Source organism: Pseudarthrobacter raffinosi (assembly GCF_023913735.1).
In the GTDB taxonomy this organism is placed as follows: Bacteria; Actinomycetota; Actinomycetes; order Actinomycetales; family Micrococcaceae; genus Arthrobacter; species Arthrobacter raffinosi.
Genome location: NZ_JAMXBH010000023.1, coordinates 50,874 through 74,478, shown reverse-complemented (window position 1 = coordinate 74,478; position 23,605 = coordinate 50,874). Strand labels below are relative to the sequence as shown.

At 65.9% G+C, this 23,605-nt stretch carries 20 protein-coding genes; 11 read left to right on the top strand and 9 right to left on the bottom strand.

Features of this window, described 5'->3' with window-relative positions; all coding sequences use genetic code 11:
• Nucleotides 1-99: 99 nt before the first annotated feature.
• From NG698_RS18600 to NG698_RS18585, 4 genes are all read right to left on the bottom strand, one after another.
• Nucleotides 100-1,566 (bottom strand): dihydrolipoamide acetyltransferase family protein, encoded by a 1,467-nt coding sequence (locus tag NG698_RS18600; protein WP_252599641.1) that lies wholly within the window; start codon nucleotides 1,564-1,566, stop codon nucleotides 100-102.
• Between the two features lie 58 nt (nucleotides 1,567-1,624).
• Nucleotides 1,625-2,605 carry an alpha-ketoacid dehydrogenase subunit beta gene (locus NG698_RS18595; RefSeq protein ID WP_252599642.1) on the bottom strand — a complete coding sequence of 327 codons (981 nt, stop codon included), beginning with the start codon at nucleotides 2,603-2,605 and terminating at the stop codon, nucleotides 1,625-1,627.
• Nucleotides 2,605-3,885 (bottom strand): thiamine pyrophosphate-dependent dehydrogenase E1 component subunit alpha, encoded by a 1,281-nt coding sequence (locus tag NG698_RS18590; RefSeq protein WP_252599643.1) that lies wholly within the window; start codon nucleotides 3,883-3,885, stop codon nucleotides 2,605-2,607. The genes NG698_RS18595 and NG698_RS18590 overlap by 1 nt, the downstream gene beginning before the upstream one ends.
• 149 nt (nucleotides 3,886-4,034) lie before the next feature.
• Nucleotides 4,035-5,153 (bottom strand): histidinol-phosphate transaminase, encoded by a 1,119-nt coding sequence (locus NG698_RS18585; protein WP_252611512.1) that lies wholly within the window; start codon nucleotides 5,151-5,153, stop codon nucleotides 4,035-4,037.
• Nucleotides 5,154-5,235: 82 nt separating this feature from the next.
• Between NG698_RS18585 and NG698_RS18580 the strand changes: the two genes are divergently transcribed.
• Nucleotides 5,236-5,664: a phage holin family protein gene (locus tag NG698_RS18580; protein ID WP_252599645.1), complete on the top strand. Its 429-nt coding sequence runs from the start codon at nucleotides 5,236-5,238 to the stop codon at nucleotides 5,662-5,664.
• Between the two features lie 44 nt (nucleotides 5,665-5,708).
• On the opposite strand, the gene NG698_RS18575 is transcribed toward NG698_RS18580, so the two are convergent.
• The gene (locus NG698_RS18575) at nucleotides 5,709-7,157 is read right to left on the bottom strand and encodes a hypothetical protein (protein WP_252611511.1); all 1,449 of its coding nucleotides are present in this window, start codon (nucleotides 7,155-7,157) and stop codon (nucleotides 5,709-5,711) included.
• A gap of 559 nt (nucleotides 7,158-7,716) precedes the next feature.
• Here NG698_RS18575 and purB point away from each other — a divergent pair.
• From purB to NG698_RS18535, 8 genes are all read left to right on the top strand, one after another.
• On the top strand, nucleotides 7,717-9,159 hold the full coding sequence (purB, locus tag NG698_RS18570) for an adenylosuccinate lyase (protein WP_058930721.1): 1,443 nt from the start codon (nucleotides 7,717-7,719) through the stop codon (nucleotides 9,157-9,159).
• A 161-nt stretch (nucleotides 9,160-9,320) separates the two neighbouring features.
• Entirely contained in the window at nucleotides 9,321-9,992 is a 672-nt protein-coding gene (locus NG698_RS18565) for a histidine phosphatase family protein (protein WP_252611509.1), read from the top strand.
• A gap of 115 nt (nucleotides 9,993-10,107) precedes the next feature.
• Entirely contained in the window at nucleotides 10,108-11,913 is a 1,806-nt protein-coding gene (locus NG698_RS18560; protein WP_374209931.1) for a hypothetical protein, read from the top strand.
• A complete protein-coding gene (locus tag NG698_RS18555) occupies nucleotides 11,862-14,885 on the top strand; it encodes an NAD-glutamate dehydrogenase domain-containing protein (RefSeq protein ID WP_374210104.1) in 3,024 nt (1,007 codons plus the stop codon). Before NG698_RS18560 ends, NG698_RS18555 begins: the two co-directional genes overlap by 52 nt.
• Nucleotides 14,886-14,981: 96 nt before the next feature.
• Nucleotides 14,982-15,485 carry a GNAT family N-acetyltransferase gene (locus NG698_RS18550; RefSeq protein WP_056341852.1) on the top strand — a complete coding sequence of 168 codons (504 nt, stop codon included), beginning with the start codon at nucleotides 14,982-14,984 and terminating at the stop codon, nucleotides 15,483-15,485.
• A gap of 76 nt (nucleotides 15,486-15,561) precedes the next feature.
• A complete protein-coding gene (locus NG698_RS18545; RefSeq protein ID WP_252611507.1) occupies nucleotides 15,562-15,996 on the top strand; it encodes an acyl-CoA thioesterase in 435 nt (144 codons plus the stop codon).
• A 145-nt stretch (nucleotides 15,997-16,141) separates the two neighbouring features.
• Nucleotides 16,142-16,768, top strand: a complete 627-nt coding sequence (locus NG698_RS18540) for a thymidine kinase (RefSeq protein WP_141138805.1) — start codon at nucleotides 16,142-16,144, stop codon at nucleotides 16,766-16,768.
• A 78-nt stretch (nucleotides 16,769-16,846) separates the two neighbouring features.
• Nucleotides 16,847-17,686: an ACT domain-containing protein gene (locus NG698_RS18535; protein ID WP_252599650.1), complete on the top strand. Its 840-nt coding sequence runs from the start codon at nucleotides 16,847-16,849 to the stop codon at nucleotides 17,684-17,686.
• 78 nt (nucleotides 17,687-17,764) lie between these two features.
• Here NG698_RS18535 and NG698_RS18530 read toward each other — a convergent pair whose 3' ends face one another.
• Genes NG698_RS18530 through NG698_RS18515 form a run of 4 tightly spaced genes read right to left on the bottom strand, consistent with a single transcriptional unit; the run spans nucleotide 17,765 to nucleotide 21,691 of the window.
• Nucleotides 17,765-18,682: a diacylglycerol/lipid kinase family protein gene (locus NG698_RS18530; RefSeq protein WP_252599651.1), complete on the bottom strand. Its 918-nt coding sequence runs from the start codon at nucleotides 18,680-18,682 to the stop codon at nucleotides 17,765-17,767.
• Nucleotides 18,683-18,732: 50 nt separating this feature from the next.
• Complete coding sequence (locus NG698_RS18525; protein WP_252611505.1) at nucleotides 18,733-20,106, bottom strand: NAD(P)(+) transhydrogenase (Re/Si-specific) subunit beta; 1,374 nt, start codon at nucleotides 20,104-20,106, stop codon at nucleotides 18,733-18,735.
• Nucleotides 20,103-20,438, bottom strand: a complete 336-nt coding sequence (locus NG698_RS18520; protein ID WP_252611503.1) for an NAD(P) transhydrogenase subunit alpha part 2 — start codon at nucleotides 20,436-20,438, stop codon at nucleotides 20,103-20,105. The genes NG698_RS18525 and NG698_RS18520 overlap by 4 nt, the downstream gene beginning before the upstream one ends.
• Complete coding sequence (locus tag NG698_RS18515; RefSeq protein WP_252611501.1) at nucleotides 20,438-21,691, bottom strand: Re/Si-specific NAD(P)(+) transhydrogenase subunit alpha; 1,254 nt, start codon at nucleotides 21,689-21,691, stop codon at nucleotides 20,438-20,440. Before NG698_RS18515 ends, NG698_RS18520 begins: the two co-directional genes overlap by 1 nt.
• Nucleotides 21,692-22,036: 345 nt before the next feature.
• Between NG698_RS18515 and NG698_RS18510 the strand changes: the two genes are divergently transcribed.
• Nucleotides 22,037-22,279 carry a helix-turn-helix transcriptional regulator gene (locus NG698_RS18510; RefSeq protein ID WP_252611499.1) on the top strand — a complete coding sequence of 81 codons (243 nt, stop codon included), beginning with the start codon at nucleotides 22,037-22,039 and terminating at the stop codon, nucleotides 22,277-22,279.
• Nucleotides 22,272-23,600 (top strand): type II toxin-antitoxin system HipA family toxin, encoded by a 1,329-nt coding sequence (locus NG698_RS18505; RefSeq protein WP_252611498.1) that lies wholly within the window; start codon nucleotides 22,272-22,274, stop codon nucleotides 23,598-23,600. Before NG698_RS18510 ends, NG698_RS18505 begins: the two co-directional genes overlap by 8 nt.
• Nucleotides 23,601-23,605 lie beyond the last annotated feature (5 nt).

The following is a 23,605-nucleotide window of genomic DNA, read 5'->3' as shown; positions in this document are numbered from 1 at the left end:
AAACCGGATCGTCGGATGCCCACTGAAAAAGGTTGAGGGGCCGGTTCGGGCGGCCATACCCGAACCGGCCAATCAAATGGCGCTTAGTTCAGCGCAGTCCTAGTCCAGCAGGAGCGCTGGCTCCTCAAGGATCGCGGCGACGTCGGCCATAAAGCGGGCGGACAGGTCCCCGTCCACCACCCGGTGGTCAAAGGAGCCGCCGAGGGTGGTGATCCAGCGCGGGATGACCTCTCCGTCCAGGACCCAGGGCTTCTGCTTGATGGTTCCGAAGGCAACAATGGCCACTTCACCCGGGTTGATGATCGGCGTTCCGGTATCAATGCCAAGCGCACCGATGTTGGTGATGGTGAGCGTTCCGCCCTGCATTTCGGCTGGCTGTGTCTTGCCCGCCCGGGCCGTGGTGGCCAAGTTGTTCAGCGCCAGCGCCAGCTCCTTGAGCGACAGGTCCTGCGCATCCTTGATGTTCGGCACCATCAGCCCGCGCGGGGTGGCTGCAGCGATGCCGAGGTTCATGTAGTGCTTGACCTGGATCTCGGCGGCGTCGGTCCCGTCCACGTTGTCCACCCAGGTGGCGTTGACGCTGGGGTTCCGGGCGGCGGCCCAAATGACGGCCTTGGCCAGGATCAGCAGCGGGGAGACCTTGATTCCCTCAAAGTCGCGTGAAGCCTTCAGCCGCTTGACGAATTCCATGGTGCGGCTGGCATCAACATCAACAAAGATGCTCACGTGCGGCGCGGAGAAAGCCGACTCCACCATCGCCTTGGCCGTCGCCTTGCGGACGCCCTTGACCGGAATCCGTTCAATCCGCTGGTCCTGGGGCTTGCCTGCCTTGCCCCAGAAGCCCTCGGCCTGGTCCAGCTCTGCATCGCGCTGGGACTGGTAGCTGACCAGGTCCTCGCGCGTGACTTCGCCGCGGGAGCCGGTGGCCACCACATCGGCGAGATCGATCCCCAGATCCCGGGCGATCTTGCGGACGGGCGGCTTGGCCAGGACGCGATTCACGAGCCCTGTGATCGTTCCGCCGAGAGTGGGCCGGTTATCGACGGCTTCGGTGATTGCCTGGGTCTCGACAGGTCTGACCGCCAGGTTTTCGGTGACTGAGCTTGTCGAAATCGCCGGGACCGGGGCTGACCCGGCCGGGGCGGCGGGTGCCGCCTTCCGGGGACGGCGCTTGACGGCGTCGGCCTTGGGGCCCGATCCCACCAGCGGACCGCCGGCCAGGGCACTGCCTGAAGTGCCGCCGTCGTCCGCGGGAAGCTTGCCATAGAGGGGCTGGACGGGAGTTTCAGGGGCCGGGACATCGGCCGGCGTCGGGTCACCGGAGACGGCGTCAGAGACGCTGATGATGGCGGTTCCGACGTCGATGGTCACGCCCTCGGGGACCAACAGTTCGGTGACGGTGCCGGCGAAAGGGGACGGCAGCTCAACGAGCGACTTGGCGGTCTCGATCTCGCAAAGGACGTCGTTGATGGCAACTGTGTCCCCCGGCTTGACCTTCCAGGCGACGATTTCCGCCTCGGTAAGGCCTTCGCCAACGTCGGGCAGGTTGAACTTGTTCAGAGTCATGATGTCCTCTTTCGCGGCAAGCGTGAGCGGGAAGCGTGAGCGGGAAAGGTGCCTGCGCCTAGTAGGCCAGGGCGCGGTCCAGCGCCTCGAGGATCCGGTCGATGTCGGGGAGGTAGTCTTCCTCGACCTTGGCCACCGGGTACGGCATGTGGAAGCCGCCCACACGGATCACGGGAGCCTCCAGTGAGAGGAATGCACGTTCGCTGATCCGGGCAGCAATCTCGCCGCCGATGCCGCCGAAGGTCGGTGCCTCATGCGCCACCACGAGCCGGCCTGTCTTCTTGGCGGACGCCGTGACGGTGTCGAAGTCGATCGGCGAAATGGAGCGCAGGTCGATGACCTCGATGCTGTGGCCATCCTCGGCAGCGGCGTCGGCAGCGGCGAGGGCGACCGGCACGAGCGGTCCGTAGGCCACCACGGTGGCGTCCGTGCCCTCGCGGAGCACGTGTGCCTTGAAGGGGTCGGCCGACGCGCCGGGGTTCTGGGTGTCGACCTCGCCCTTGAGCCAGTAGCGACGCTTCGGTTCGAAGACGATCACGGGGTCCTGGCACTCCACGGCCTGCCGGGTCATCCAGTACGCGTCGTGGGCGTTGGACGGTGTGATGATGCGCAGGCCTGCGGTGTGGGCGAACAGCGCCTCCGGTGATTCCGAATGGTGCTCAATGGAGCCGATACCGCCGCCGTAAGGGATCCGCACAACGACGGGAACGGTGAGGTTGCCGTTGCTGCGGGCGTGCATCTTGGCCAGCTGGGTGGTGATCTGGTTGAAACCGGGGAACACAAACCCGTCGAACTGGATCTCGCAGACGGGCAGGTAGCCGCGCAGGGCCAGGCCGATGGCCGTGCCGATGATGCCGGACTCCGCGAGTGGCGTGTCCACCACGCGGTCCGCGCCGAACTCCGCGAGGAGGCCGTCGGTGACGCGGTAGACGCCGCCCAGGGCCCCGATGTCCTCGCCCATAAGCAGGGTCCGCGGGTTGTTGTCCAGAGTTGCGCGCAGGCCCTCGTTAATGGCCTTGGCTATGGTCATGGTGGTCATCAGCGGGCCACTCCTGTCGCTGCATCATCCGGGTCCGGGCTGCCAGGTTCAGCGCTGTTGTGCTCCGGCGTTTCGGCGAAACCTGCACTGTATTCCTCAAACCAGGCCAATTCCTCGGCCACCAGGGGGTGGGCCTCGACATAGGTGTTGGCGAAGGCGGTCCGGATGTCCGGGGTCTCGAGGTCGTAGGTGGTCTTGCGGACGTAGGCGGCGAGTTCGTCGCCGTCGGCCTTGACCTGGTCAAAGAACGCGTCATCGGCCAGCCCTTGGGCACGGAGGTACTTTTCCAGACGGTCAAGCGGATCCTTGGCCCGCCACAGGGTTTCCTCGGCGGATTTCCGGTACTTCGTGGGGTCATCAGCCGTGGTGTGCGCACCGACGCGGTAGGTGAACGCCTCGATCAGCACCGGCCCCTTGCCCTCGCGGGCATGTTCGAGCGCCCACTCGGTCACTGCGTGGACGGCGATCGCATCGTTGCCGTCCACCCGGATTCCCGGGAATCCGTAACCCTTGGCGCGGTTGGATAGCGGAATGCGGGTCTGCACCGAGCTGGGAACGGAGATGGCCCAGTGGTTGTTCTGGCAGAAGAACACCACCGGCGCGTTGTAGGAGGCGGCGAACACCATGGATTCGTGGACATCGCCCTCGGAACTGGCCCCGTCACCGAAGTAGACCATCACCGCGGCCTTGGGCTCGGCCGGCCGGTCCTGCGCCCCATCCGCGGCGACTGCGGCGGCCGCCTTCTGGTCCCGCTGGATCCCCATTGCGTAGCCGACGGCATGCGGCGTCTGCGCGGCGAGGACCAGGGTGTAAAGATGGAAGTTGGTGTCCTTCGGGTTCCAGCCGCCGTTCGAAACCCCGCGGAACTGGCGCAGAAGCTCCGCGAGGTCGACATTGCGTGTCAGCGCCACGCCATGCTCGCGGTAGGTGGGGAAGATGTAGTCCTGCGGCTGGCTGGCCCGCCCGGAGCCGATCTGCGCGGCCTCCTGGCCGGTCAGCGGGACCCACAGCGCCAGCTGGCCCTGGCGCTGGAGTGCGGTTGCCTCCACATCGAAGCGGCGGATCTTGGCCATGTCAGCGTAGAAGCCACGCAGCTTTTCACCGTCCAGCCGATCCGCATACGCGGAGAAGACCGGATCCGTCCCCAAGGTCCCGTCAGGCGCCAGCAGCTGCACCATAGGCTCGGCCGGACTGCCCAGTTGGGCCTCGGCCTCAGCCTCGAGTTGGTCGTCTGCCGCTGTCTCATCGAACTCGGTGGAGGGCAGATGTGTGGCGCCCATACCGTCTCCTTGCTTGCCGCATGCGGATGCATTGCAATGTCGCTGGGATATATGCCGCTAGAGGAATGCATTCCCGTGTTGGCATATATATTGGCTTACTGGTCCTTACTTTATCTTCAGTAGGTGCCGCTCCTGATGCATGTTAAGCGCTAGGAACGTCGTGGCGCCTTTGTATAGTTTGCACAGAGATCGAGGAACCGGCTGTTGGCCTCTGCCTCCCCGATGCTGACCCGCACGCCTTCGCCGCCGAAGGCTCGCACCGAAAGCGCCTGGGTGCCCGCCAGTTCGGCAAATTCCAAGCTGTTTTCGCCCAGGTTCAACCAGACGAAGTTGCCCTCCGCCTCGGGTACGAACCAGCCGAGTTCACGCAGTCCGGAGGCTACGCGGGCTCGTTCGTCCACGATGCTTTGTACCCTTTCTACAACCAGGGGGTAGTTCTGCAGCGACACAATGGCTGCATTTTCAGCGATCTGTGACACGGCGAAGGGCGTGGCCGCCACGCGCAAGTACTGGGTCAGCGCGGGGTTCGAGACGCTGTAGCCCACGCGCAGGCCCGCCAGTCCGTGTGCCTTGGAGAACGTCCGGAGCACCACAACGTTCGGGTATTTGCGGTACATCGCGATGCCGTCCACGGCATCGCTGGCGCGGACGAACTCCTGGTACGCCTCATCAATCACCACCACGACGTCGGACGGGACCGCCTGGATGAACCGCTCCGTTTCGGCAGTGGTCAGGATGGGGCCGGTGGGGTTGTTCGGGGTGCAGAGCAGGATGACTTTGGTGCGGACCGTTACGGCTGCAGCCATGACATCCAGGTCGTGGCGTCCCTCGGCCGTCAGCGGAATGCGGACGCTCTCCGCACCCACAAGGCCCACGCTGATGGGATACGCCTCGAAGGACCGCCACGCATAGATCACCTCGTCCGCTTTGCCGTCGTCGTTCTGGCCGGCGAACGTGGACAGCAGCTGGTTGAGGGCGCCGAGGCTTCCGGCGCCGGTGACCACGTCCTCGGCCGGCACTGCCAGGAATTCGGCGAGCGCCGCACGAAGCTTGCTGCTGAGGGGATCGGGGTAGCGGTTGAAGTCCGTCTGGTTGGAAATTGCCTCCAGCACTGCCGGAAGAGGGGGCAGGGGGTTCTCGTTCGAGGATAGCTTGTAGCTGGCCAGCCCATCCACGGCGACGGGAGGCTTTCCTGCAGCGTACCGGGGTAGCCGGCTAACCACGGGGCGCGGCCGGATTTCGCCAGGCAGGATCTCTGATGAAGTCATGCAAACTAGCCTACTTCGCCTGACCGGCACGGGCCGGGTGGGCGCCCAGTCGGGGCTCAGGGCAGTGTGACAGCATGGGCCTATGCGCTCTTTTATTGTTCGAGTCCTTATCAACGGGCTGGCCCTCTGGATTGCCAGCTGGATACTGCCGGGCCTGGATATCTCAACTTCCGCCGCTACCGAGGCGGTGGCCACCACGGGCGTCACACAGGGCACGGAGACCATCGGCGTCGTTCTCGCGTACCTGTTTATCGGGCTGATCTTCGGCGTGGTGAACGCGTTTGTCCGCCCCCTGGTCAGCTTCCTGTCCTTGCCCATCACCATCCTCACGCTTGGACTGTTCACTATCGTCATCAACGCCGCCATGCTGTACCTGACGTCCTGGCTCAGCAGTTACACGCCGGTGAACTTCACCATCGATTCGTTCTTCTGGACGGCCGTCCTCGCGGCCATCATCATCACCCTCATTTCGCTGGTTGCCGGGCGGCTGACAGGCGCCGGTAGGCGCTGACCGGCGAGCCTGATCTGCTCGGCCGGATTGCCTGGCAGCATCATTTAGCGCTGTGTCGGCTGCGGCGCCGGCACCGGACTATCACGTCGCACCGGCTGGGGTGAAGACGGTTGCGCTGAGGGTTGCGGCGGCTGAGGTGGCGCCTGCGCCATGGGCGTTGGCACCGCCCCAGGGGCCAGCGCGGTCTCGGGAGGCTTCGAACGGGACAGCGCGAAGCGGGTGGCCGTTGCCGTGCCGCCTGCCCCCAGGACGCCGCCAAGAACCGCGGTTGACGCCGTCAGAGAGGGATCGTCGCTTGCTGCGACGAGCCGCGCGGCTCCCTGGTAGTTGTTGAGATTGTGGCCCGGCCCAATACCGAATTCGCCGCCTTCGGGCGTGGTTACTGGGCTGTTCAGGGTCACCGTAACCCGGTTTCGGGCGTCCGGGTTCGGTGTGCCGTCACTGCCGGGCACCCAATCCTGCCGGTGCTCCAGGTGAAGAGCAGTGACGTCGGCGTCCGGAACAATGCCACCCACGGGAGACCCTGCGGTGAGGACAAATTTCATGTCGTACTCGTTAAGGAATAGATCGTTGGCCGCCAGGTTCATTGCATGGATTCCACCTTGGCTGTAACCCACGGCCACTACGGGTGCCCCCTTTTCCGCGCCGGCTGCCTGCAGGGCCCGTAGCACCGCCGCGTTGATTTCTGCGGAGTTGTGGCCCAGCCCTTCAACGATGCCGGCTTCGTCGAAGGGATTAACGCCGCCCATTTCACCTCCGGCCTGCGTTCCGGGAATGACCACCACGTAGGCCTTCTGTTCCCCGTTATCCACTTCGACGACTTCGATGTAGCCTTCACCGCGTTCATCGATGATCCGTGCCCGTTCCAACAACGCAGCCGGAGAACCGTCGAATTCAATGGGCAGCGTCTCCTTCTTTTCCAACGTGACCGAACGCGGCTGAAGGATGCGGTTTGAACGCCCGGACACACCGGCGAGCAAAGGTACCGCCGCCGCAATATGCCTGCCCGCCGCCATGTCTGCCGCAAGCGCTACCCAAAAGCGCTCCGGGGAGACTGCCAGCAAGGCAGCAATCGCAAGAGGTCCCACGGCGAGTTCCGTGACTTCCCTGTTGGGAACCGGACCCATGCCGAGGTCTACCGCCTGCCGGCCAAGGGTTTCGGAGCTCGTCAGGCCGCCCCCAATTCCGCGCGAGAATCCCGCCCACGCTTCCGCCGTTTCGTAGTCTCTTTTGCAGTCCCGCACCTGGCTGCTGATTCCCTGCAGCTCCGTCCGAACCGCCTGGACGCTCCATTGGGCCTCCCCGACGTCCATCAGGGCCGCCGTTCCGGTGGGACGCGCTTCATCCTGGTACGGGCACAGGTCTTCCCAGATGCGGCGAACCTCCACTTCCACGGCAGCCAGCTCCCCCGCAGCAGCCTCGAGCTTGTCCGCGCCGCCTACGAGCTCCTCCAACTGAAAACTGATGCCACCAACGCCGCCCCTGATTTCCATGCCTCCGTCCACGGCAGGCCCTGTCAGCTGGATAGGACCGCCGCTGCCGGATGGCGTCACCTCGGCCATCAGTACCGCCCCGCCGGGTTGCCGGCGGACATTCCCACCGCCTGCGCATGGCGTCTCACCGAAGCCAACGCGTCCTCAAGCCGTACCCTGGCCGTTCCAAGAGCCACCTCCTGCAACGCCACCGAGTTCCTGTACGCCCTCCCGGCAGGTGACTGCCAGTCCAAAAGCTGGATCTCGCGAAAGCCGCCGAGGACCTTTTCCACCCTCCCCAAGCAAAGGTCAACCCGGGCCGCCAACTGCTGAACCTCATAACCTCGGGACATGCATGCCGCCATGTCGGCTGCCGTCGCGTCACTGCCCATGCCCGTTCCCCCTCCCGGATACCCGCCCGAACTTCTCGTCAGTCAAGGCCAACTCCTGAACCCCGACGCTACGGAACGCCGCCCCCACGACGGAAGCACCGCCGTCGGCTATGTGGACAAGTCACGCCGCTGTTCACATGCGACGGACCGCTTAAGCGGCAGTGAGGAGTTCATGAAAGAATCAGCACATGCCTGAAACTGCCGCCACAGCTGATACCCGCACGCCCTCCGGACGCCTGGCCCTCGCCGCGTCACCGGACCAGATCGCCCTGGGTCCGCTGGACGGCCGTTACCAGTCCGCCGTTGCGCCCCTCGTTGACTACCTGTCCGAGGCAGCCCTGAACCGTGACCGCGTGGCCGTGGAAGTCGAGTGGCTCATCCACCTGACCAGCAACAATGTCCTTCCCGGCGCAGGCCGGCTCACCGCGGAACAGCAGGAAAAGCTCCGCGCGATCGTCACCGAATTCAACTCCGCCTCGGTGTCCGAGCTCGCCGAAATCGAAGCCGTTACCGTCCATGACGTGAAGGCTGTGGAGTACTACATCGGCCGCCGGCTGCCCGCCATCGGCATCGAGAACCTGACCGCCATGGTCCACTTCGGCTGCACGTCCGAGGACATCAACAACCTCTCCTACGCCCTGGGCGTCAAGGGTGCTGTGGAGGACGTGTGGCTGCCCGCCGCACGCGCCCTCGTTGCCCAGATCAGCAAGATGGCCGAGGACAACCGCGCAGTCCCCATGCTGTCCCGCACGCACGGCCAGCCGGCCACGCCCACCACCCTGGGCAAGGAACTGGCCGTCATCGCGCACCGCCTGACCCGCCAGCTGGACCGGATCGCGGGGACCGAATACCTGGGCAAAATCAACGGCGCCACCGGCACCTATGCAGCCCACGTGGCCTCTGTCCCCGGCGCTGACTGGCAGCAGGTGGCCAAGTCCTTCGTCGAGGGCCTGGGCCTGACCTGGAACCCGCTGACCACCCAGATCGAAAGCCACGACTGGCAGGCCGAGCTCTACGCCGACGTCGCGCGGTTCAACCGGATCCTGCACAACGTCTGCACGGACATGTGGAGCTACATCTCCATCGGCTACTTCGCCCAGGTCCCCGTGGCCGGCGCCACCGGATCCTCCACCATGCCGCACAAGGTCAACCCCATCCGGTTCGAGAACGCCGAAGCGAACCTGGAAATTTCCTCCGGCCTCCTGGACGTGCTGGGCTCCACGCTGGTGACCTCCCGCTGGCAGCGCGACCTCACCGACTCCTCCAGCCAGCGCAACATCGGTGTGGCGTTCGGCCACTCCCTCCTGGCGATCTCCAACGTGGCCAAGGGCCTTGACCGCCTCGATGTTGCCGAAGACGTGCTCGCCGGGGACCTGGACACCAACTGGGAAGTTCTGGGCGAGGCCATCCAGATGGTCATGCGTGCCGAAGCGATCGCCGGCGTCGAAGGCATGGAAAACCCGTACGAGCGCCTCAAGGACCTCACCCGCGGACAGCGTGTGGACGCCGCCCGGATGCAGGAATTTGTCCAGAGCCTGGGCCTCTCCCCCGACGCCGAGTCCCGGCTGCTCGCCCTCACGCCCGGCAAGTACACGGGCATCGCTGACCAGCTGGTGGACCACCTCAAGTAAGCACGCCCGCGGGCACAAGAAGTACGACGGCGGCGCCGGGTCCTTGGAGGGCCCGGCGCCTTTCGGTGGTTGAGCTTGCCGAAACCGGTTGCGGTGGGCGCGCCCGACGTCGGCCCGGCAGGCAGACGCCGGATCTCGCCGCCGGATGCGAAACTGGAGTCATGAAGCTGCTCCTCATCCGCCACGGACAGACCCCCGGCAACGTACTCGGCCAGCTGGACACCGCCCACCCGGGGCCGGGGCTGACCGAGCTGGGAGAACGCCAGGCCGAGGCCATGGCACGGTCCCTGGCCAACGAGCAGATAGGCGCAGTGTACGCATCAACACTTCTGCGGACCCAGATCACGGCCGCCCCGCTGTCCCGGCTCCACGGGCTTGAGCTTGAAGTCCTGGATGGGCTGCACGAGATCGAAGCCGGGGCGCTGGAGAAACTGACCGATCACGAGTCGCACATGCGCTACATGGGGACCGTGTTCGCATGGGCAGCCGGTGACCTGGAGCGCCGGATGCCGGCGGGCCCGGACGGCCACGAATTCTTTGAGCGGTTCGATACCGCGATCAACCGGATTGCCGAGCGCGCGGCCAGCAATGGTGGCTCCGCCGTCGCGGCCGTGGTGAGTCACGGCGCGGCCATCCGCACCTGGACCGGGCTCCGCGCCGCCGGCGCCGACCATGAGTTCGCGGCCCGCCACGTCCTGTCCAACACGGGCATCGTGGCCCTGGAAGGGGACCCCGGCGCCGGTTGGAAGCTGATCCACTGGGACGGGAGCCCGGTGGGCGGCCTCGCTCTCGCGGATCCGACCGCCGAGGACCCTACGGGCGGCGCCGCGTAGCCGCTGGGAAACACTGGACGCCATGTGGCGGGGCGTCCATGATGAAGTCAGGCATGAGGCTTCCCCAGGGGACCACGGCCAGTGGTGCCAGCCCTTGCCGTGGAGGCGCAGTGGAATGTCACGCGAAACCGCACCGGCTGCCCAGGGAGGGGCTGCCGGTCCGTTCGAGGCCAACGATTCCTTCTTCGCGGACTACTACGAGCACGTCGCGGCGGAGGACCTCCTGGACTACAGTCCGGAGACCCTGGGCCGGCGGGCTCGGTACCACGCGGAATTAGCGGGCATCCGCGCTCCCGGACAGTCCGTCGTCGGGGTCCTGAATGAAACCGATGCGAGCATCAAGATGGTGGTCGCCAATGACATGCCCCATCTGGTTCACTCGGTGACAGCCGAGCTGACCAGGGAGAGTCCGTCGATCCGGCTGCTGGTGCATCCCACGTTCCGGGTGTGGCGGGACCCTGAAACGCATGCGTTGCTGGACGTCGCGCCTGGGCCATCGCGGGCCGGACTGACAGCGGCGAACGCCGGCCACGCGGAAATCCCGGACGTCCGCCCGGACGAGTTGGACGGCATCCAGGACGGGACCACAGAGACTTGGGTGGCCGTGGAAATCGGCAGGCTGCCTGGGGACTCGGGCGCCGAGGAAGTCATCGCGAACCTCCACGGGGTGCTGGCCGATGTTCAGGCAGTCGCCGAAGACCTCCCAACCATCCATGCCCAGGTGACAGCCGCCGTCGGCTCCGTTGACGGATTCCCCAGCGCCACGGTCCCGGCCCCGGATCAGCTCCGGGAACTGCTGCTCTGGCTGGACAACGGCAACTTCGTGTTCCTCGGGTACAGCGAATATGAGCGCACGACGGCGGGCGGCCGAGATGCCCTGCGCGTGCGGGCGGGCGCGGGGCTGGGGCTGCTCCGGGAGGACCGTCCGGAAGGCGGGACTGGTCCCGCCTCCGGCGCACCTCACACAGAGGAGTCCGGGGAGGCAAGCCCCCACAGCCCGCGGGCACTCACGCTCGCCACCTCGGATCTGCGTTCCTCGGTCCCCCGGCCCGCCTACCTGGACGAGATCCGTCTTCGGATCTTCGACGATGGCGGAGCCGCGGCCGGAGAGCGGCGCTTTGTGGGCCTGCTCGCCCCGGGCGCCACAGGCCAGTCCGTACGCCGCATTCCGGTGGTCCGGGACAAGGTCCTGGCCGTGCAGGAACACCTTGGTTTCAAGACTGCCTCGCACCAGGGCAAGGAACTGCTGGCGGTGCTGGAGTCGTTTCCACTCGACGAGCTGTTCCATATGGAACAGCACGATCTGGCCCAGCTGGCCACGGAGATCCTGCGCCTGCAGCAGCGCCGCCAAACGCGGCTTTTCCTGCGGCCGGACAGCATCGGCCGCTTCATGTCCGCCCTGGTTTTCCTTCCCCGGCGCCGCTACAACACGGCGGTCCGGCTCAGGATCGAGCAGGAACTCAGGCACGCCTTCAAATCCCCGTCCATCGAGTTCGAGGTCCGGCTGGGCGACTCCCCCATGGCCCGGGTGTTCTTCCGGATCCTGCTGGGCCCCGGGACGCCAGCGCCCGACGTCGACCCCCTGGAGCTGGAGCGGCGTGTAGTGGCGGCAAGCCGCTCGTGGACGGAGGGCCTGGACGAGTCCCTCCGTGACCAATTCACCGCAGAGGAGGCGGCGCGGCTCTCGACACTGTGGCAAGGCTCGTTTCCGCCCGGCTACCGTGCGGACCACGACGCCGAGGACGCGGTCCGCGACATCGCCGCCTTCGAGGAATTCGACCTTGACGGGACGGGCGGGCGCTGGACGACCCTCTGTTGGCTGTCTATGTCCGGCCGGAAGCCACGCGGCCGCCGGCAGAGGACGCGCGGATGCGCCTCTACCTCAGCGCCCAGGACCTCTTCCTCTACGACCTCGGGCTGAAGTACCCGCCCGGCATCGATCCCCTGGAAACCAGCATGCTGCTGGCGGATTCGTTCTGCGCGGCCATGCGAGGAGACATCGAGTCGGACGGCTTCGACGCCCTGGTGATCAGGGAGGGGGTCAGCTGGCGCCAGGCCGTGGTCCTCCGCAGCTACGCCAAATACCTGCAGCAGCTGGGCACCCTGAATTCCTATGGCTTCATGGCGGACACCCTGCTGTCCAACACCCGGGCCACGCACGCACTGCTCGCGCTGTTCCACGCCAAATTCGTTCCCGGCATTGACTGGACCCGGCGCCTCCGCGAAACGGCCGCCGCCAGGAAGGAACTGATGGCCGCGATCGAGGAAATCCCCAGCCTCGACGCCGACCGGCTGCTCCGCACGTTCATGAACCTGATCGAGGCCACACTCAGAACCAACTACTTCCTGGACCGGCCCCATGTGAGCTTCAAGCTCAGCCCGGGCGCCATCCCCAAGGCACCGTTTCCGAGGCCCAAGTTCGAGATCCGGGTGTACTCGCCGCGCGTGGAAGGGGTTCACCTGCGGTTCGGCATGCTGGCCCGCGGGGGCCTGCGCTGGTCGAACCGCAGCGAAGTCCTGGGGCTGGTCAAGGCCCAGAACGTCAAGAACTCGGTCATTGTGCCCACCGGGGCCAAGGGCGGCTTCTACGCCAAACGGCTTCCGGATCCTGCGATGGACCGGGCCGCATGGATGGCGGAGGGGCAGGAGAGCTACCGGATCTTCATCAGGGGAATGCTCGATCTCACGGACAACCTGCTTGGTTCCGGAAACGGCGGCTCGGTGGTAGCCCCCAAGAATGTGGTCCGGCACGACGGCGACGATTACTACCTGGTGGTGGCCGCAGACAAGGGGACGGCTGCTTTTTCGGACACCGCCAACGAGGTGGCCCACGCATACGGCTTCTGGCTCGACGACGCCTTCGCCTCCGGCGGGTCCGTAGGCTACGACCACAAGGAAATGGGCATCACGGCCCGCGGCGTGTGGGCGTCGGTGAAGCAGCACTTCAGCGAGCTGGGCCTGGACACGCAGCAGGAGAATTTCACGGTCGCGGGCATTGGCGACATGAGCGGCGACGTCTTCGGCTACGGGATGCTGCTCTCCCGCCATATCGTGCTAGTGGCGGCCTTCGACCACCGGCACATCTTCCTGGACCCAAACCCCGATCCGGACACCTCCTATGCAGAACGCCGGCGACTTTTCGGGCTGCCCCGGTCCTCCTGGGCCGACTATGACGCCCGGGCCATCAGCGCGGGCGGCGGCGTCTACGCCCGGTCCGCAAAGACCGTCCTAATCAGCGATCCGGTCCGGATCGCGCTGGGCCTCGAAAGTGGCCGGAGCAGCATGGCGCCGCAGGAACTCCTCCAGGCCATCCTTCGCGCCCCGGTGGATCTGATGTACAACGGCGGCATCGGCACGTACATCAAGGCCTCCAGCGAAACCCAGGCCGAGGCGGGAGACAAGGCCAACGACGCCATCCGCATCAATGGACACGAACTGCGGGCCCGGGTCATCGCCGAAGGCGGAACCCTTGGCGTCACCCAGCGGGGCCGGATCGAAGCCGCGCTGCACGGAATCCTCCTGAACACCGACGCGATCGACAACTCGGCCGGCGTCGACTGTTCCGACCACGAGGTCAACATCAAGATCTTCGTCGATGCGATGATCGCGGCAGGACTGATGCGGCGGGAGGAGCGGACCGGGTTCCTGCATTCGCTCACCGATGAGGTGGCCAGGCTCGTCCTGAAGGACAACACCGAGCAAAACGCGCTCCTCGTGGCCGAGCGGCAGCTCGTGCTGAACTGGAGCCCCGGGTTCGAGCGGACCATGGACTGGCTGGAAACCACGGCCGACCTGGACCGGAACCTTGAAGGGTTGCCGAGCACGGCGGCCCTGCATGCCCGCCTGGAGCACGGGGAAGGACTGACCTCCCCCGAACTGTCCGTGCTGGCCGCCTACGCCAAGATCGAACTGGCCCGGGAACTGAATGCCAGCGACCTCGCCGACGACCCCTGGTTCCACCAGGCCCTGCGCAGCTATTTCCCCCGCCAGATCGTGGAACGCTTCGGCGCCGAACTGGACAGGCATCCGCTGCGCCGTGAGATCGTGGGAACCGTCATGGCCAACGACATCGTCAATATCGGCGGAATTACTTTCGCGTTCCGCGCCATCGAGGAAACCACGGCCAGCGCCGCCGCCGTTGCCAGGGCCTTCGTGGTCCTGCGGGAGGCTTACGATCTGGATTCGATAGTCGCGGCCCTGGCCGCACTCCCCCCGGAATTCCCCAGCAAGGAAAGCGGCGGGGTGGCCCTGCACATGCGCAGGCTTTTGGACCGCGCCACCCGCTGGTATGTGACCCATGACCACAGGGACCAGCCGATCTCCGAAGCCCTGGCCCGGATCAAGCCGACGCTCGACATCCTGCGAACCAAGACCTCGCACTACTTGCGCGGGGCCGATCTTGACCTTATGGAGGACCGCCTGGCGCACTGGGACAGCGTCGGTCTGCCCGCCGAGCTCGGCAAGCGGGCGTCTGATTTGCTGGAAAGCTTCGGTCTCCTGGACATCTCGCTCATCTCGGAACAAGTCCGGGAGCCCGTCACCGCGATCATCGACGTCCACTACGCAATCTTCGAGCGCATTGGCGTGGTCAGGTTGTTGCTTCGCATAACGGACCTCCCCAGGGCGAACCGCTGGGAAGCCCTTGCCCGGGCGGCGCTGCGCGACGATGCCTATTCGGCCGCCGCCGACATGACCACGTCCGTCATGAAGTCCACTCCGCCACAAGCTCCAGGAGTCGATGCCATGGAACGGATCGTGGCCTGGGAGCGCGGGTACCAGGAGCAGCTGGCCCGGATCAAGGACACGTTTGCTGAAGTGACCAAACCAGGGGACGTGGACATCGCCTCGATCTCCGTCGCCCTGAAGCTGCTGCGAACCCTGGTCCGCCGGTAGCCCGTGTTCTCCGGACGCTTACGCCAAGGAAACACCACGGTAACCGCGGCTTCGTAGGCTTGTTGTGCATAACCCCTCCGGCGAAAGAGGCTCGCGATGCAGACCAACCCACGGCTCAACATCAGGCAGGTCACCTGGGCCAACCCTGTGGGTGCCGATCTGCGCAGGGCCCAGCAGGCGGAACTGGACGCCCGCTTCGGTACCCCTGACCACGAACCGGGGACCCCGCCGTCGGGCGCTGACTGTGCCGTGTTCCTGGTGGCGTACGACAAAGGCTCGGGACAGCCCGTGGGCTGCGGCGGACTCAGGCTGCTGGACAGCGCCACGGCCGAAATCAAGCGGCTCTACGTGCTTCCCTATACGCGCGGCTCTGGCGTGGCCAGCTCCATCCTGGCTGCCCTCGAAGCGGAGGCGCACAAGCAGGGCATCACGCGCATCAAGGCCGAAGCAGGCTCAGCGCAGCCGGACGGCCGGAACTTCTACGAGAACTCCGGCTTCGATTCCGTCCCCAACTTTGGCGCTTACGTGGGCGTGGAGCACTCGTACTGCTACGCCAAGTCGATTGACTCGCACAGCGCCGCCCACACCGCCATGGCCTGAGCCAAATCCGGGCGGCGGTCCGTTACACAACAACTGCCAGCACGTAACCTGCGCCGCGGCACGCTAACCTCGCCATATGGAATCCACTGACATCACCTTCCGCACCCGCAAATGGATCCGGCCGGAGGACCTGAACGCCAACGGAAACCTCTTCGGCGGAAGCCTGCTGAAATGGATCGATGAGGAAGCCGCGATCTACGCCATCCTCCAGCTTGGCAACGGCCGTGCGGTCACGAAGTACATCTCGGAGATCAACTTCGTGAGCTCCGCGGTGCAGGGAGACCTGGTGGAAATGGGCCTGACGGCGACGCGCTTCGGACGGACGTCATTGACTATGCGCGCCGAAGTCCGCAACATGATCACGCGCCAAAGCATCCTCACCATCGAAGAGATCGTCTTTGTGAACCTCAGCCCGGCCGGCAAGCCCGAGCCTCACGGCTACACCGAAATCACCTATGAGCGGGACCGGATTCCCACGCATCACCTGACGGAAACCCTCATTCAGGACTGACGACGGCGGGACGGGCCCCGCGCGGGCGGGGCGGGGCGGGTGAGACCCGAGCGGGCGTGCCGGCAGCCGGGATGCCGGCCGTTTGCGATGGATCCCTGGGACGTACGGCATAGGATCGATAGCCGGACCCATTGAAAGGACCCTCTTGGCCAAGCTCTACTTCCGCTACGGCGCCATGAACTCAGGAAAGTCCACCGGGCTCCTGCAGGCCGCTTTCAACTACGAAGAGCGGGGCCAGCGTGTCCTTCTCGCCAAGCCCGACGTGGACACCAAAGGCGATACCGACATTGTGTCCCGGCTGGGCATGACCCGGTCCGTGGACTTCCTGATCTCCGCCACCACGCCCGTCCGTGAGCTCTTCGCCGCCCATGCGGCCGGCGACGACCCCGATGCCCTGCTGGAGCACGTGGATCAGAAGCCGGTGGCCTGCCTGCTGGTGGACGAGGCCCAGTTCCTCACCCCGGACCAGGTGGATGACCTGTTCCGCATCGCCGTCCTGGACAACGTGCCGGTGCTGGCCTACGGCATCAGGACTGACTTCCTGACCCGCGCCTTCCCGGGATCGCGCCGGCTTATGGAGGTCGCCCACACGCTGGAAGAGCTCAAGACCATTTGCCGGTGTGGGCGCAAGGCCATCTTCAACACCCGGCGCGTCGGCAACGAAGTGGTGTTCGACGGCGACCAGGTGGCCATCGACGGCCAGGACGTCTGGTACGAGTCCCTCTGCGGCTCCTGCTATCTCGAGGAGTCCGGCGGCCGCTTGGGCTCGTGAGTTTGCCCCCGCAGCCTGTTCCCACAATCGGAACGGCGGGGCAACGCCGCCGAAACACCCCGCTGTGATCCTTGAGGCATGAAGCCCACTGCAAGGAACCCTGCCGCGGCTGATTTGAGCTGTGAAGTCTGCGGCCTGATGCCGGAACCCACCAAGACCCGCCTGACCTTGGCCAACGTGGCCGTTATGCTCCCGATCGAACTGCTGGTCCACGCCCTCGTGGTGGGAACGCACCTGCCGTATCTTGCCAAGGTGCTGGTCCTCACGCTCACGGCCACCGTGCTGGTGATCTGGGTGGCGGAGCCCTCCGCCGCCCGGATGCTCCGCGGCTGGCTGCACGCGCCGGCGCTCCGGCACCACAGGAAGCTGGGCAGCGCACCGGCGCTGTGGCGGGCACGCACGGTGCTCCAGGACCACCCGGGTTCGCTGCAGAAAATCACCCGGGCGCTGGCCCGCCTGGACACCAACATCCTCAGCATCCACGTCCACCCCGTTGCAGGCGGTGTGCTGGACGAGTTTGTGCTCTCGGCGCCGGGGAACCTCAGTGAACGGCACCTGCTGGAGGCACTGCACGACGGCGGCGGCTCAAGTTCGCGGGTCTGGCCCACCACCGCGCTGGCCATGGCGGACGGCCAGACGAAGGCGCTGAGCCTGGCGGCACGAATCGCCGACGCCCCGGACGAGCTTCCGCTGGCAGTCGCCGAGCTGCTTCGTGCCCGCATCCTCACCCCCGCAGAGGCCACCCTGGAAGCGGACGCCGACGGCACCCGCCTGAAGATCCCCACCGCCTGGCACGGCCCCATCACCTTCGCCCGTCCCGGGGAACCCTTCACACCCGCCGAGTCAGCCCGCGCGCACCGGCTCGCCGAGCTCGCCGAAATCCTGGCCCACCGTCCGGCGCCCTCACCCTGCATGTAGGTTCCCCGCCAATGTAGGTAGCGCTATCTGTCGTTATGGGGCCTCAAAACGACAGTTAGCGCTACCTAGTTGGGCCGGTTACATCCGGATGGTGAGCGCGCCGGGCTCAATGGTCATCAGGACGTGCTTGCCGTCGCCTTCGTGGTCGCCGTCGAGCTGATAGTCATCGTTGTGCTCGAGGGTGACCTCTACGGATTTACCCTGGTAGTACTCCACGGACGTGTCCTTGCCGCGGCCCTTGCCGATCATGCCGGCCACCACGGAGAACCACCCGAATTTCCCCCTCGGTGCCAGCACGGCCACGTCCAGCAGGCCGTCATCCATCTTGGCATCCGGGAAGATCTCCAGTCCGCCCTGGACCTTGCCGCAGTTGCCCACCATCACGCTGCGGACCCCGCGGTGCACCACCGTCTTGCCGTCGAGGACGATGGTGGCCTTCACTGGTTTGCCCGGGAGGTTCCGGATCCCGGCGTCCACGTAGGCCAGCCAGCCCACCTTGTCCTTGAGGTCCTCGTTGGTGTCGGCCATGATGGTGGCGTCGTAGCCCACTCCGGCCATGACCAGGAAGACCTGCTCCTTGTCCGGATCATTGCGGGCGGCCCGGACCACGTCGATCTTCCGCTCCGTGCCCGCCAGGGCCCCGGCCATGGCGCCGTCAAAGTCGGTGACGTCCATGCCCAGGTTCCGGGCCAGGAGGTTTCCGGTGCCGAACGGAAGCAACCCCATGGGCACGTCCCCGCCGGAAAGGACCTCGGCCACACACCGCACGGTGCCGTCGCCGCCGGCGGCAATAACGACGTCGGCCCCTTGCTTGAGTGCCTCCTTCGCCTGGCCGACGCCGGGGTCCTCCTTGGTGGTCTCCAGCCAGATGGGATCTCCCCAGCCGTTCTTCGAGCAATGCTTGGCTGCCAGGGCACGGACGTCGATGTCCACCGGCTTGGCAGGATTGATGATGATGGCCGGGCGCTTGAGGGAAGTGGAGCTGTTGGCTGTCATGGTGTCCTTCGCTGACATGGGAATTGGGCCTTGCGGACAAGCGTACTTCGCTACAGCGCCTTCACCGCGCCCAGCACCTTGGCCAGGGAATCCTTGGCGTCGCCGAAGAGCAGCGAGGTCTGCGGTTCGTACAGGAGCTCGTTCTCAATTCCCGCGAATCCGGGCCGCATGGAGCGTTTCAGGAAGATCACCTGCCGGGCGTCGGCCACTTCCAGGATGGGCATACCGTAGATCGGCGAGCCGGAGGACGTCTTTGCCGCCGGGTTCACGACGTCGTTGGCGCCCACGACCAAAGCGACGTCGGCCATGCGGAACTCGGAGTTGATTTCGCCCATCTCTTTGAGCGATTCGTACGGCACGTTCGCCTCAGCCAGGAGCACGTTCATGTGCCCGGGCATGCGGCCGGCCACGGGATGGATGGCGAAGTCCACCTCGATGCCGCGGGCTTCGAGGGCCAGGGCCAGCTCGGCCGCGGTGTGCTGGCCCTGCGCCACCGCCAGGCCGTAGCCGGGGACAATGATCACCCGCTGCGCGTAGCCCAGGAGCACGGCGACGTCCTCCGCGCTGGAGGACCTGACTGGACGTTCGCTCACGGCGGTGGATCCCGCCGTCGAACCTCCCTTGAAGGCGCCGAACAGGATGCCAGCCACGCTGCGGCCCATCGCGGCCGCCATGGCCCGGGTGAGGATGGTACCGGAGGCGCCCACCAGGGTGCCGGCCACCACCAGCAGCACGTTGCCCAACACCACGCCGGACGCGGCGACGGCCAGTCCGGTGAACGCGTTCAGGAGCGAGATGACGATGGGCACGTCCGCGCCGCCCACCGGCAGCACCAGCAGCGCACCGGCGGCCAGGCCCAGCACCATCAGCAGCACCGCGAGCGCCAGGGAACCGGTCAGGACGACGGCGACGGCGGTGCCCACCGCGGCGAGCAGCACCGCTGCCATAACCACGGGGAGTCCCGGGAAAACGATGGGCCGGGTGGTCATGAGCTCCTGGAGTTTGGCGAAGGTGACCCCGGATCCGGCGAAGGACACGGTCCCCACCAGGAGGGTGAACACGATGGCGAGGCGGACCCAGGGGTCGGCGGTGTGGCTGAGTTCCAGCAGCGCCACCAGGGCTGCGGCGCCGCCGCCCACGCCGTTGAAGAGGGCCACGAGCTGCGGCATCTGAGTCATCTGCACCCGCCGGGCCACCGGCGCTGCCACCGCGGTCCCCACCGCGATGGCACCGATGATCCAGGGGATGTTGTCCAGCCTGGCGGAAACGAAGACCGTGACGACGGCGAGCAGCGCACCGAAGGCACCGATCAGGTTGCCGCGGCGGGCAGTCCGGGGCGAGCTGAGGCCGCGAAGGGCAAGAATGAAGAACACCGCGGCGGCGAGGTAGAGGAGGGAGGTCCAGACAGGATCGAGGAGGGTCACTTTGCGTCCTGCCTGCCGGTGGCTTCCTTAGCCGGGGCTCCCTGGCGGGCGACGTCCTTGCGGGCACGGAACATGTGCAGCATCCGGTCCGTCACCACAAAGCCGCCCACCAGGTTGGCGGTGGCCAGCACCACGGCGAGCAGCGCCACGGCCAGGATCCACGGGTCCGCCGCCTGGCCGGCCACGATAATGGCGCCCACCAGGATGATGCCGTGGATGGCGTTGGCGCCGGACATCAGCGGCGTGTGCAGGGTGCTGGAGACCTTGGAAACCACTTCGAAGCCGACAAACACCGCCAGCACGGTGACCGTCAGCAGACTCATGCCGTCCATCAGATTCCCCCCTCGTTCTGGACCCTGTCGATCTGGAGCCCCTCGATCCGGATCCCGTCGTTCCGGACCCGATCGTCCTGGACCCGGGGCGCATGGTCGGGCAGGGCGGGGACAAGAGCCGCCAGTGCCTCTGCCGTGGGCAGGTGCCGCACCGCGCCGTCGTGCGTGAGGCACGCGCCGGCGATCACGTCGTCCTCGAAATCGGGGGCAACGGTGCCGTCCCGGACCATCAGGGCGAGCAGGTTGGCCACGTTCTTGGCATACAGGCGGGACGCGTCCTGCGCCATCGCGGACGGTGCGTCCTTCAGCCCCACCAACGTGACGTGGCCCTGCCCGTCGGCGGTCGGAACCAGGATGTCCTCGCCGGGAACAGCGCCCTCGACGTTACCGCCGGACTCCGCAGCGAGGTCGACTACGACGGAGCCGGGGCGCATGCCCTGCACCATTTGGCGGCTCACGAGGAGCGGTGCGCGCCTGCCCGGGACGGCCGCCGTCGTAATCAGGACATCCGCCACGGCGACGTGCGGGGCGAGGAGTTTTCGCTGGAGGGCGCCGCGGTCGGCACTGAGTTCGCGGGCGTAGCCACCCGATGCCTCCGCCGTTTCCAGGTCCAGCTTGATGAACGTGCCGCCCATCGACGCAACCTCGTCAGCGGAGGCGGGCCGGATGTCGTTGGCGGAGACCCGGGCCCCCAGCCGTTTCGCGGTGCCGATGGCCTGCAGCCCGGCAACCCCGGCTCCGAGCACCAGCACGCGGGCCGGCGGGACGGTGCCGGCGGCGGTCATGTACAGCGGAAAGAAGCGCGGGAGCCGGATCGCGGCTTCGAGCACGCAGCGGTAGCCAGCCACCAGGGCCTGGGAGCTGAGTGCGTCCATGGACTGGGCGCGCGAGATGCGGGGCACCAGTTCCAGGGCGAAGGCGGTGACGCCGGCCTCCACGAGCGCCTGCACGGTGGCGAGTTCGGACGACGGCGAGGCCAGGCCAACGGTGACGGCGCCCCTCTTCAGGGCTGCCGCCGTCGGGGGTTCCAGCGGGCGGACGTGGACCAGGACGTTCAGTTCGCCGGGATCCAGGTCCTGGACGATGCGGGCGCCGGCGTCGGCGTAATCGTGGTCTGAGTAGCCGGCGGCGGCCCCTGCTCCTGCCTCGATCAGGACGTCCAGGCCAAGCCCCGCCAGCTGCTTGACCGTTTCCGGCGTGGCGGCCACACGCCGCTCACCCTCATGACGTTCCCGCGGTATGCCCAGTTTCAAACCGCCAACTCCCTTACGGACGAGTGCTGCAGTACCTCTGGCGTTGGCTCCCAGCCGTGGTCCGGCTGTTTCAGGGCGGGGCTTCGAGTAGCGGGACTGCTGCACGTGGTTGGCTAGAGTCTATGGCGCTTTGATGGGATGCGGTGGCTATGTTGCTGCGGGTCAACCGGTTGGCTGTCTTTTGGGGCGTGTCTGCGGCTGCCCCGGGCATCGGTCCGAAGCTTGAAACGCCAGCGAGTGTTTGAATATCCACACATCCGACGATGTTGGTATATTCAAACAATGCGCAATGTTGTAATATTCATACACTTGACAGTGTTGCCATAATCAATCATGAGGAGTGGCATGCCCGCCTTCGAAGCCCGCAGCCCCAAGGAATTCGGCGCCGCAGTAAAGCACGTGCGCACTGGACGCGGATTGACGCAGGAACAGCTGTCGGAGGAACTCGGTATCCCCCGCCTGTATCTTGCGAGCCTTGAGTCCGGTACCCCGACCCTATGGGCCACACGCATGTTCCGGACTCTTCGTCGCCTTGGAATCAGGGTGACCATCAGCTACGACGTTCCCGCAGGATCCACTGGTGCCTGACCACTTGGACGTCTATCTCTACGATGATCACATTGGCACGGTAACGCCCACGCGGCGGGACCGGCGGCAGGTGACATTCACGGTGAACCCTTCATTCGCCGGGGCGCCGGGGCTTCTCAGCGAGGGTTTCTCACTCGTCCCGGGGACAACTGTCGACACCCGGCAGGTCTCCAATTTTCTCGGCGGTTACGCCCCCGAAGGAAACCACCGCATCCAGCTTGCACGTAAAGCCCGCATTGATGAGAGTGACCTGTTCGCATTCCTCAAGAAATACGGGCTAACCATGGCCGGGGCCCTCTCCTTCCGAACCGATTCGCCCGGCGACCATGCCCCCGGCGCTTACCGGCCTCTCAACAAGCGAGAAGTGATCCGTAAGCTCGAAACAGCCCAGCGGGACTTTGACCTGGGAAATGAGCCAGACAGCGGCCGCTCGATGCTCCCGGGGTTCCAACCAAAAGTTCTCCTGGCGAAATTCGCTGATGAGTGGGCCTACCCGGAGAATCGGGCGCATTCGACTCACATTCTTAAGCCGCCGCCACCACACCGCCCTGCAACAATCTTCGATGAGTACTACTCCCACGAACTGTCACGACACATGGGTCTGACAAGCTTCCAGAGTGAGCTGGTCACCTACAACCGAGTCACGTTCCTTGCCATCCAGCGATACGACCGCATCGTGGAGGGAGAAGCCGTCCGTCCCATCCATCAGGAGGACGCTGCACAGGCTCTCGGCCTCGACTGGACTGACTCCGCCGTCAAGTTTCAGAATCCCGAGCAGCCCCACTCGCCGCTAAGGCCCACGGCCCGGAAGATCGCGGAACTCTTTGGATCCTTCGGCGACGGGACAGATCTGGAGATTTGGTTGCAACACCTGGTCTACAACGTGATCATCGGCAATCATGACGCGCACGCGAAAAACGCCTCCATAGTTCATGATCCGAAGGGGGATTCACGGATCGCCGACCTCTACGACGCCGTCCCCATTCTGCACATTAACGACGATCCGTCGCGGATCGGTTCACGGAAGATTGGCGACGAGCTGTCGTTGGCGATCGGCGATGAGTTCAACCACCACCGGATCACCCTTGATCATTTCTACGCCGAAGCCGCCAGCTGGGGTGGAATAGGAAAACGACGCACCGAGTCGGTCATTCGCGACACGCTTGCCCGCCTGGCTGTTGCCCTGAACGAAACGCCGGTCATTTCCGGCGGCAGCCCCGCTCTCCGGGACAGGATCGGCTATAACCTCGACCGGATTGAATCCGGAAAGTCGATCGGAAAGCCAAAAAGGCCGATCGCCGCCTGGTCGAAACGCGCCTGACCTTA